The organism is Kitasatospora sp. NPDC057542, from assembly GCF_042801945.1.
In the GTDB taxonomy this organism is placed as follows: domain Bacteria; phylum Actinomycetota; class Actinomycetes; order Streptomycetales; family Streptomycetaceae; genus Kitasatospora.
Window position 1 is genome coordinate 1 of the sequence record NZ_JBHVFE010000346.1, and the last position, 9,799, is coordinate 9,799.

Annotated in this window: 9 protein-coding genes and 2 pseudogenes; 6 read left to right on the forward strand and 5 right to left on the reverse strand. The window is 69.6% G+C overall.

The window, feature by feature from the left end; translation table 11 throughout:
• Positions 1 to 125: 125 nt before the first annotated feature.
• Together ACFU7Y_RS32070 and ACFU7Y_RS32075 are read right to left on the reverse strand one after the other, a co-directional pair.
• Entirely contained in the window at positions 126 to 608 is a 483-nt protein-coding gene (locus ACFU7Y_RS32070) for an Imm1 family immunity protein (RefSeq protein WP_380770479.1), read from the reverse strand.
• Between the two features lie 191 nt (positions 609 to 799).
• On the reverse strand, positions 800 to 1,510 hold the full coding sequence (locus ACFU7Y_RS32075) for a hypothetical protein (protein ID WP_380770480.1): 711 nt from the start codon (positions 1,508 to 1,510) through the stop codon (positions 800 to 802).
• A 498-nt stretch (positions 1,511 to 2,008) separates the two neighbouring features.
• Between ACFU7Y_RS32075 and ACFU7Y_RS32080 the strand changes: the two genes are divergently transcribed.
• Positions 2,009 to 2,242: a hypothetical protein gene (locus tag ACFU7Y_RS32080; protein WP_380770481.1), complete on the forward strand. Its 234-nt coding sequence runs from the start codon at positions 2,009 to 2,011 to the stop codon at positions 2,240 to 2,242.
• Positions 2,243 to 2,353: 111 nt separating this feature from the next.
• Here the strand turns inward: ACFU7Y_RS32080 and ACFU7Y_RS32085 are convergent, their stop codons facing one another.
• The gene (locus tag ACFU7Y_RS32085; RefSeq protein ID WP_380770482.1) at positions 2,354 to 2,668 is read right to left on the reverse strand and encodes a hypothetical protein; all 315 of its coding nucleotides are present in this window, start codon (positions 2,666 to 2,668) and stop codon (positions 2,354 to 2,356) included.
• Positions 2,669 to 2,967: 299 nt separating this feature from the next.
• Here ACFU7Y_RS32085 and ACFU7Y_RS32090 point away from each other — a divergent pair, with 299 nt between their 5' ends.
• From ACFU7Y_RS32090 to ACFU7Y_RS32100, 3 genes and pseudogenes are all read left to right on the forward strand, one after another.
• Positions 2,968 to 3,132, forward strand: coding sequence for a hypothetical protein (locus tag ACFU7Y_RS32090; RefSeq protein ID WP_380770483.1), 165 nt, complete (start codon positions 2,968 to 2,970; stop codon positions 3,130 to 3,132).
• Between the two features lie 939 nt (positions 3,133 to 4,071).
• Entirely contained in the window at positions 4,072 to 4,305 is a 234-nt protein-coding gene (locus ACFU7Y_RS32095; RefSeq protein WP_380770484.1) for a hypothetical protein, read from the forward strand.
• Positions 4,306 to 4,573: 268 nt separating this feature from the next.
• Positions 4,574 to 4,837 (forward strand): annotated as a pseudogene (locus ACFU7Y_RS32100) (alpha/beta family hydrolase); the annotation flags it as partial.
• A gap of 486 nt (positions 4,838 to 5,323) precedes the next feature.
• On the opposite strand, the gene ACFU7Y_RS32105 reads toward ACFU7Y_RS32100, so the two are convergent.
• A complete protein-coding gene (locus ACFU7Y_RS32105) occupies positions 5,324 to 7,009 on the reverse strand; it encodes a hypothetical protein (protein ID WP_380770485.1) in 1,686 nt (561 codons plus the stop codon).
• 211 nt (positions 7,010 to 7,220) lie between these two features.
• The gene (locus ACFU7Y_RS32110; RefSeq protein WP_380770486.1) at positions 7,221 to 7,433 is read right to left on the reverse strand and encodes a hypothetical protein; all 213 of its coding nucleotides are present in this window, start codon (positions 7,431 to 7,433) and stop codon (positions 7,221 to 7,223) included.
• A 439-nt stretch (positions 7,434 to 7,872) separates the two neighbouring features.
• Here ACFU7Y_RS32110 and ACFU7Y_RS32115 point away from each other — a divergent pair.
• Positions 7,873 to 8,523: pseudogene (locus tag ACFU7Y_RS32115) on the forward strand (IS5 family transposase); the annotation flags it as partial.
• 347 nt (positions 8,524 to 8,870) lie between these two features.
• Entirely contained in the window at positions 8,871 to 9,266 is a 396-nt protein-coding gene (locus ACFU7Y_RS32120) for a contact-dependent growth inhibition system immunity protein (protein WP_380770487.1), read from the forward strand.
• Positions 9,267 to 9,799: the final 533 nt, after the last annotated feature.

Consider the following 9,799-nt stretch of genomic DNA (forward strand, 5'->3'; position numbering starts at 1 on the left):
AACCCGCTTTTTTTTTTTGTCGGGGGGGCTGTTTTTTTTTTAAAACCCCCGGGGGGTCGCGGGGGTGCATCTGCTGACGGGGGGGTCGTCCCCCCTATTTTTGCGGCCCCACGACCCAATCATAGCTATATTAGATCATCTTCCGGATACTGGTTCTTCCAGGTGATGAATGTAGGACGCCGGCCTTTAGTAAGTAGAAATTCCTTAACGGCTTCCCGCGCAATATCGATAGGAATTTCTACTTGATCACGAAATTCTGTCCGATGCCCTGCAAGATAGTATACGGGTGCACTCCGTGAATCCGGAGATCCTTCCGACACGTAGTTTCCGGTGTCGTCAATAAAGAGCAAAACTGCGACTTGAAGCTCCCTATCCACTCCGACCTGAAAGTCGTGATCCGGCAGTTCCGGGAGATCATGACCAGGAATATTCGGCTTGACACACCCCCTGGCCAGGTGGGTGATCTGAGCCAGATTCTCATACGTCGAGCCGGCGATGATCTCTTCGATCAGGACGTCGACATCATCAAGAGAACTAAGATGGCCAGGACTATTCATGTGATCCGGCCTGAATCGGAACTCTGCAATTGCCTTCATATCAGTCGTCACACCGCCCACTGTGGGTCCCATAGCCCTTGCACTTCCATACACCGCCGGGCATCGGGAACCATACCGTCAGGAGTCAGGTTGCGGGGCTCTGGCAGGATCGGGTGGGCGGTGCGCGCCGCACCCCCATTGCTCGTGGCGCGCACCGCCTTCGGTGTCGGTCGCTTCGGTCGCTGCCGTTCCATGGGGCCTGGTCAGCGGTTGGGGTACTCCTTCGCGTGGTGCAGGCGGATGTGCCAGTACGGGTCGTCGAGCCTGCCGGCGGCGGCGCGGCGGCGGTCGCGGTTGGTGGGCAGGGGAAGGATGATCGGCGGGCGGCCGTTGGCGTGGCGTTTGTCGTCGCAGTCGGGGCATTCCAGGCGGTACGGGTCGGCCGGCTTGCGCAGTTCGGCGACCGAGTCCGGCTTGCCTCCGATGGAGCCCTGGCAGGTGTGGCAGGGGTGCATGGCGGCGTTCGCCCGGCGGGCGGCGAGCAGGGCGTTGTGCTCGCGAATGTCGTCGGCTTCCTTGCGGCAGTCGTAGCAGAGCTCGGTGCCGTCGCCGGCGCCGGGCTTGTAGTCGTACTCGTCCTCGCGGCGGTTGCAGCCCGGGCAGCGGGTGGCTTCCAGGCGCTGTTCCTTCTCGTCTTCGGCGGCCTGCTTCTCGGCGGCGAGGCGGGCCCGGGTGCGGGTGAGGTAGTCGGTGTTGGCGAGGGCGTCGGTGAGGTTCTGCCACTGGTGGCTGCCGAAGCGCCACCAGATCGGGGCGTGCGGGCCGCGGGCTGTCAGCTGGTCGAGGGTGCACGCGAGGATCGGGATGCGGCCGGTGAAGTCGAGGCCGTCGCTGTGCGGCTGCCAGTGTTTGCGGGTCAGGGCCTGGACCTCGTTGATGGTGTTGAGCTGGCCCCGGGGTCCGGCGCCGGCCACAAGATCAACAGCGTCGAGGCGATCCCTTCCACCGCCTCTCGGTTTTCCCAACTGGGCTGAACAGCAGTCCCAGATTCTGCAAAGCCACAGGCCCCAGGCCTTGAGAGGCAATCACGGCAGCAAAACCGCAGGCCAGGCAGCCAAGATCTAAAGTCCCAGATTCTGCAAGTCCAGTGGTCAACACATGATCAATTGACAAGATCTTTCAAAACCGCCGGGACGGAGCACCCGCCGCCGACCGGAGGTAGGCAGGGCCCCGGCCTCGGCCACGGTCGACCCCCGCACCGCAAGCCCGTCTCCGCACGTCGCCAGGGGGGGGTTGACCCGCCCGCCCAGCCGTGTACTGTGCGCCCGTTGCGCCGAGTTCGCGTGGTCGAACTCGGCGACGGAGCCCCCTTGATCGGCGCTCCCAGCCGCATACTGTCCGGCCCATCGGACCCGCCCAGCACCGGGCGACGAGGTCCGCACCGGCCAGTCGACGACACGGGAGGAACCACCATGGCCGAACGCACAGCAGCCCGACAGCGCCGCACCTCGCACACCACACCACCGCGCACACCGGCCCCACGGAACCGGGACCTGGACGAGGCGCCCCGCCGGGCCGGGCAGGAACGGCCGGCCCGGCGCGACCCCGGCCGAATGAGCGGCGCGGTCCTCGCCTCCGTCGGCTCCTCGCTGCTCATCACCGCGGTGACCTTCCTCGCCCAGCACATCGAGGTGACCTGGCACTGACGCACCGCCGGGGCCGGTCCGCACATCCGCTCGGGGGTTCGGACGCGGACCGGCCCCTCCACGGTGCGCGAACACCGGCCCCGGCGCAGCCCGGACTGGGCCGAGGCGGTGTCAGCCGACCATGTCTGCACCTTCATCGCCCTCTTCGGCCGGTTCCAGCGTCAGTCCGGCGGGGTCGGGGGTAGTCGTGGCCGGCTGGATGACCGGCATCGTCTGGTCCGTGCCGACGGCCGTGTCGGCGGTGTCCTCGCGCGAGGTCCCCTGCGTCCAGTCGGCCAGCGCCTTCACCATGGCCAGCACGAACTGCTGGCGCCGCTCCGGGAGGAACGGCCAGGACAGCCATGCCGGGGCGGACAGCACGACGACCAGGACCACGGGCAGGACCTTCAGCCCGATCAGGGCGTGCCGGACAACCACAGAATTCAACGAACAGCCAGCCTCAATCCGCGACGTGCGGGGTCGGGCCTGCCGAGTCGCGCCGATGCTTAGCACGGACGTGTTTGGAGCTCGTGGAACGAATTGCACAAACGCAACTCAACAGGCTTTTTTTGAGGAGGCCGTCGGAAAACAGCACGACGGCACGCCGGGCACGCGGCCCACGGGAGAGCGTAGGGGGCGAATCCATCCACGTCCAACTCGGTTCCCGCTCTTGTACGTCGGGGCGTAGCGGGTTTCTCCGGCGGGGAGGATCGCCTCGTTGTGCTCGTACACCAGGAGGGGAAGCAGTGTCGTACTACGAGGAACTCGCGGACAGCGCCGCCCAGCGGGCCATCAACCGTGAGGGCGCCGACAAGCAGACCGACGCGATCGGCGAGGGGCTCGACGCGATCGTCCTGGCCATCCTCGATCTCGCCCGCGCGGTCCGGGAACTCGCAGAGGCGCAGCAGTAACGAGCCGGGTTCAACTGGGCCCGTGTCTGGGCGAAGGAGCACGGCGGGTGTGCACTCGGGTGTCACCGAGACCGCAGCCCAGTGACGCCCGGTACTGCAGTTCGGTGACACTGCGCTGCAACTCGTTGTCGCGGGCCACCGGCTGCGGCCTCGGTGAAGGCCGGATCTGGCGGGCTGGTGGCATCAGTCGATGTCGAGGACACCCCGGTCGATGCCGGTGAACTCGACGTCGAGGCCGGCGGCGAGGACGGCGGCCCAGCCAGCTTTGGAGGCTCCGGCGTCGCGGGCGGAGGACGTCCCCGGGGACAGTGCGGGGGCGCAGCTGTGTGGCCGAGGTGGGCGTGGGGGCCAGGCCGAACGGAGGCGGCCTGACGGCCTTCCTGGGGCCGTCGCGCCCCAGCCCGACCCGCCCCACCGCGAGCGGCCGGCACCAGCCGGACGCGATCCACGGCCACCCGCGTCCAGCGATAACGATCGGCGCTGGCTCTTCACCGCAACACAGCGGGACACTTCACCGCGCACCCGGCCCCGCCCCGGACCCGGCCGGCGGCGAGCAGCACCCGGCCAGCGGCGCGGCGGCCGTCAGGGCGCGGTCAGTGATGACACCCGAGGGAAGCGGTGCAGCGGCCGGGTCCTGGGAGCAGGGGGGTGTTCCGCGGGACCCGGCCGGTGGGAGGTCACCAGCGCCGGGGTCACGGCGCGGCTGCTCTGCTCGGCGGCCCGGTGGTGCTGTGGTGGGGCCGCCGTGCCGGGAATGCTAGACCCGCTGGTCGGTGGGTGGCCAGGGCTTTGATCTGGGATTTTTCGGCCGCGGACATGCCATCTGGAGGGGTTGGGTCCGGGCTCTGTCCAGGTGCGTGGGCTGTCTGGGGCTGGGGTGGGTGGGTCTCGGGGTGCCGTGCGGTCGGCCGTACGGGCGTGCGATCTACGATGGGCGTCGTGTCTGATGCCGTTGACTTCCCCGCTGACCTGCTCGAACTCCAGCGCCGCTGGTACACCGCCGAGGCCGACTGGATGGCCGACCCGACCGAGGAGCAGCGGGCCGCGTTCGCCGCGGTCGGCGCCGAGCTGTACGCCCACCCGTACTGGGTTGGGGTGGAGAACCGGCACAAGGCGGAGATGAAGCTCAAGCAGGCCGCCCATCCGGACATCGCGCAGGTGCCGGCGGCCTGACCCGCCGGTCGGCCCTTCCCCGCGTGCGCCTGTTCCCGGGCCGAACGACGGTGAAGGGGTCAGGCGAGCAGGTCGGGAGGCATCGGTGGCGGATGGCGTCGGGACCGAAGAGCCGGACGAGGCGCACCGCCGGCCGCCAGGGGTGGACGACGCGACCATCGAGGCGCTGGGGATGCTGACGAAGGCGCTGGAGTACACCGAGCGGGCCCGCGGTCACCTGTACGCGGTGCACCACATGACCGGCGGTGCCGACCGGATGCTCGCCGAGGGCGTACCGCTGGTAGTGAGCGGCCGCAGCGCCGGGGCCCGGGTGGCCTGCCGGACCGGTGCGGCGAGCGGCGCGGTGGCCGTGCTGGCGATGGCCTTCCCGCTGCACCCACCGGGCCGCCTGGAGGACTCGCGAGCTGCGGAACTCCTCGGCGGCGGGCTGCCGACGCTGGTCGTACAGGGCGCGGCGGACCCGTACGGCGGGCCGACGGAGTTCCCCGTGCTCCCGGCGGGCTGGCAGTTGGCCGGGGTGCCGGCGGCGGACCGCGCCCGCCCCGACATCCCGGCCGCCGAGCTGGAGACCGGCCCTGCCCCGGACGGCATCACCGCCGAAGCCTGGCGCCGACACGTGAGTGCCGGCCGCGACCTGGTCGCTCAGCACCGCGCCGCCCAGCACCGCATCGGGCGCGCTGGAGAGACCGTCCCGGCCTACGTCGGCGACCGCCAGGCCGAGGACGTCCTCGCCCTGGTCGCCAACGACATCGGCATCACCGCCGAGGAGCTTCTCGCCTGCCGCCGCTACGCGATGCCCGGGGACGTCCGGGCGATGGACGGCTGGTAGACCCGCAGGCCAGCAGCGGGGCCTTCTACTTTTGGGCCCTCATTTGAGGGCCGATTTATAAAACCGTCGCAGGTCAGAGCCGGTGGCAAAGCGCACCACCACTGCGGCCATGAACAGCGCGAGCGCCGGGCGCCCCCTCCCGTGTCGGGTCTGTTTTACGGCCGTAAAACAGATCGACGCGGCTTCGCCTCATGCCACGGGGTTGTGGCTGCCGGCCGGTCCCGGCCGGGAAGGCGGTTGCAGGCGTTCAGCCCGGGCGAGCCACCGGTCAACCGCTTGGCGCTGGGCCGGCGTAACAAGGGAGCCGGCCCTCTTCGCTTCCTTGGCCAGGAGGCGCGCTTGGTGGCACAGCTCACGGTTCGGCATCTGGTGACTGTTGCGTCCGAGGGCGCTCAGGATCCGGCTCACCTGGGCGTGGGCGGCACGGTTTCCGACCTCCGGACGGTTCCGGGGAGCCGGGTCCTCGGTGGTCTGCCTCGGTGCCGGCATGGTGTTCGCGGCGCGCAGCCGTCGGCCGCGTGCGATCCACCGTTCGGCCTCTGCCCGCTGTGCCGGGGTGACCAGGTCGCCCGCGATCTCCATGACGGTGGTCAGCGAGTCCAACGCGTGCAGCATGGTCTGGGGTCCCATCCGGTTGCCCAGGCGCCGCAGGTCGCTGAGGATGTCCCGCACTCGTCGCTGCGCCGACCCGGGTGGCGGGGGCAAGGGCTCGGGCGCGGGCCTGGACTGACGCGATTTCGGGGTGTTGGGCCGATGTGTGTTCTCGGCGGCGGACTCAGGATCTTCCTGGTTTCGACGGGCCCGGGCGGCACGTTCCTGGTTCCTGAGGAAGTTCACCGCGCGGATGGCGATGCCGTGGTGTTCCGAGGTCCGGTCTCGGGCCTTGGCATTCACGCGGGCGAGCAGGGTGCGTACGGCCCCGGTGTCGCCGCCTTGCACGGCTTGGCGCAGTGACTCGAACAGCTTCTCGCGCTCGCGGTGGTGTCCGTCGAGCCAGGCCTGGGCCTTCTCCAGCTCGGCGGCGACTTCCTGGGTCGCGGGACCCCAGTCGGGGCCTGTGGCTTCGAGGTCGCGGTACGCGGACTCGACGGCGACCCGGGAGCCGGAGGCCAGGGCGGCTTCCAGGCGGCGGCGGGCGGGATGCGGCTCTGTTCGCCGGCCTTCCGGTACCAGTAGCCTCCAGGCGCCGCGAGGGGCGCCGGTGCGGTGGGTGCGGACGATGCGCTCGACGGCTGGCGTGCGGAACCCGTCCGGTGTCATCGAGCACTCGCCGAGGCCGAACCACTCGGTTTCCTGCGCGAAGGCCTGGGTGCCGATCCGCACCTGCCGGGTGGTGCCGACGCTGTCGAACCCCACCCGGTGCACGAACCGGCGGCGCACCAGTGTCTCGTCGTCGACCGGCACGGACACGCCCAGGACCGGCTCCAGTGTCTCGTCGTCCCAGACCGGGGCCACCGCGGCGTCCAGGTGCAGGCGCAGCCCGCGGGTTCCGTGCTCCCAGGCGATGTCGACGACGGAGCCGAGCGGTTCGCGCAGGTGGACGGCACCGGCGTGGTCTTGGTCGAGGAGCCAGGCGATGGCGGCGGACTTCACGTAGAGGTGGTCGGCGCTGGCCACGTCCCGTGCCCGGCGGCCGCACACGTGCAGGCCGGTCGGGTCGGGCAGGTGGGCGAAGTGGCAGACCCGGTCGGTGTAGAGCTTGGTGGTGAGCTGGGTGCCGCAGCCGCCGAGCAGCAGCCCGCACCAGAAGGTGTCCTCGGCGTGATGCCGGCGGAAGGCGTCCAACTCGATCGCCTCGAGCGGCAGGATCAGCGGCACCTCCGACTCCGCGCCGCCCAGCACCGCCGTCTGGATCCGCCGTTTGTCACCCGGCAACGACAACCCCCCAACAGGCGTCTGACCATGGACATCTCATCGTGCCACCGAGCCGGGTCCCCGGGCGGGGCAATGCACAAATCGCCCTGTCCGGGCGATGGACAGCGGGTAGAACCGCAGGCCGGCGGCGGGGGCTTCTACTTTTGGGCCCTCATTTGAGGGCCGATTTTTGAAACCGTCGCAGGTCAGCGGTCTGACGGACGGGGTCTGGTCAGATCCGGCGGTCCGGGTCGGAGAAGGTCAGGCCACCGGCCGCGAGCGGGCGCCGGACCGGGGCGGGCACGGCCGCGGTCTCGCCGCGCGGCTGGCGGAAGTCGGCGCCCTGCTCGACCGGCAGCAGCCGGTGTCCGCCGGACTGGGTGGGCACGGCAGCGTCGGTGGCCGGCTCGGAGAAGGGCATCGCGAGAGTGCGGCGGTCGGTCATGATCACCAGTCTCGCAGCCCGGACCGGGCCGGGTAGGCCAAAGCGCTATCACCGGTGGTGGCGGTCTGGCCCTGGCCAGCAGGGCCAGACCGAGGTCGGCCGTTGTTGCAGGTCCTCAGAACGAGGTAGTCAAGCCGGTGCTATTGCACTCGACCGGCGTGGAGCGACCGGGTCGGTCCGGCCAGCAGGAAGGTCTGCGTTCTGTACCCGCCACAGGACAAATGCGTTACCCGTGTTGGTAACGCGAAGGAGCCCGCCGGTTGGCGGGCCCCTTCGATGGTCGGCGATGTCAGGCCGAGGTTGGAAGCTGGCCGAGGTTGGCGATCTGGGCGGTGTAGCGCTCACGGCGCTGCTCGGTGAACGCGGCCGGCTCCACGGCCTTGATCTCAGGGACGGCGGTCGCCGGCGAAGCGACGGCGCCCCCGGTCAGGAGCGGACGATGCCGGCCGACTTCCCGCCGTGGGACCGGGTCTACGCGTTCTTCCGCCGCTGGCGCGACCACGGTCTGGTGAAGGAGTTCCACGATCGGCTGCGTGGAAAGGTCCGGGAGAAGGCGGGGCGGGATCCGGAGCCGAGCGCGGGCGTGATCGACTCACAGTCGGTCAAGGCGGACGCCGTCGTCGGCGCCGACAGCCGGGGCTTCGACGGCGGCAAGCTGATCAACGGCCGCAAGCGCGGCATCCCCACCGACACCATCGGCCTGATCCTCGCCGTGGCCGTCACCGCCGCGAGCCTGTCCGAGAATGCCATAGGAATCCACCTCCTCAACCAGGCCAAGAAGACCTACCCGAGCATCTCCAAAAGCTGGGTCGACACCGGCTTCAAGAACGCCTTGATCGAGCGCGGGGCCAGCCTCGGAGTCGATGTCGAAGTCGTCGCCGGAAAATCCGACGTCCGCGGCTTCCACGTCGTGAAAAGGCGCTGGGTAGTCGAACGAAGTCTGGGATGGCTCATGTTGCGCCGCCGGCTGGCCCGCGACTACGAGACCCTGCCGAGCAGCTCCGAAGCCGTGATCCACATCGCCTCAATCGACAACCTCACCAAACGCATAACGGACGAGACCACACCAACCTGGCGAGGAACTTACTAGGGCATAAAGGGCAATCCGCTTACGCCAAACGCCCTCTCAAGCGCTCCGGGTCAGCTGGCAGGACCGATGTAGATCCACATCCCGATGTAGAGCGCGAACACGACCCCCACCAGGGCGGCGAGAATCACCACGGCCCCCAGACAGCCCTTCGCCAACCTCTTGTCGAACACCCCGGCCCCCTTCCGTCTGGCTTCGTGCCACCACGCTAGGAGTGCGGCCCGGGCCGGCGCCTGAGTAGCCGTACTCAAGCCGGTACGGGAGTCGATGGCAAGGCCACCCGCCACAGGCCGCGCACACACCGCCTGAGCTCGGACCGCGTTTGAGACCTGACGTGGCACGATCGGTCGGTGACTCGACCCGCGAACCGTGACCGCTCCCTTGAGGAACTTGAGAACGACCGCTGGCCAGCCCCATCGGGCGGCGAAACCCGGCTGATGGCGACCGCGCACGAGCTTCGGCGCAAGCCGATTGGCGACCTGACGGTCGAGGACATGCGGTTGCTCATCGGGCAGGACGTAGGCCTTGCCCATCTCCTGCCGCTGGCGATCGAGGTCCTTCGGGAGAACCCACTGGCGGAAGGCGACATGTACGAAGGCGATCTGCTGGACGCCGTGCTCACCAGGGATGCGGGGGTCTGGAGCAAGTCTCCCGACCTCAGGCGGGAAGTCCGGTCGATCGTCTCGAAGTTGGCCGACGTGCCACCAACCGTGAAGCGCGACATCGAGGGGTTCCTGGCCCGGTAGGCCGCCGAGAGCGGCTGCCGTCGGGGAGAGGTCGGGCCGGTTCCAAAGTCAGGTAGCCGGATCACGTTGCCGTGACCCGGGGCCGCGCAGGACGGTCCGGTGACGGTGTAGTGGGCGCAGTCGATGAACCAGGTCACCCATGGGCATACGAGCTCGCCTCGCAGGTCGACCTCGACCGGGACGTGCTTGTGATCGCCCTCCCAGCAGGCGTTGCGCCACTGGCGAGGCCGGCGCAGGTGCACGTCGTGGCGGCGCCGTGCCCGCTCCCCGCCGGACAGGGCCGCGCGCTGGCCCGGGTTCAGGTCGCGGCGGATCGCCCGGTGCAACGTCGCCAGCGACGGCACCGCCACCGGCACGGCCGCGCCCGTGTCCTCCTGCGACCCTGGCCGCATAGCGCAGCTCCAGCTCCGCCACCGGCATCGCCTGCCCGAGCCGGGTCGGCGCCGCAACGGCCAGTGCCTCCAGCGCCGCGCGCACGCTCTCCCCGGCCAGCTCCAGCCGGTTCAGGTCCCGCACCGCGCTGATGACATGGG

Bases quoted from the DNA above. Each gene is read 5' to 3' on its own strand.
- ACFU7Y_RS32080 (WP_380770481.1), top strand. From the start codon at position 2,009: ATGGCCGAACGCACAGCAGCCCGACAGCGCCGCACCTCGCACACCACA.
- ACFU7Y_RS32110 (WP_380770486.1), bottom strand. From the start codon at position 7,433: ATGACCGACCGCCGCACTCTCGCGATGCCCTTCTCCGAGCCGGCCACC.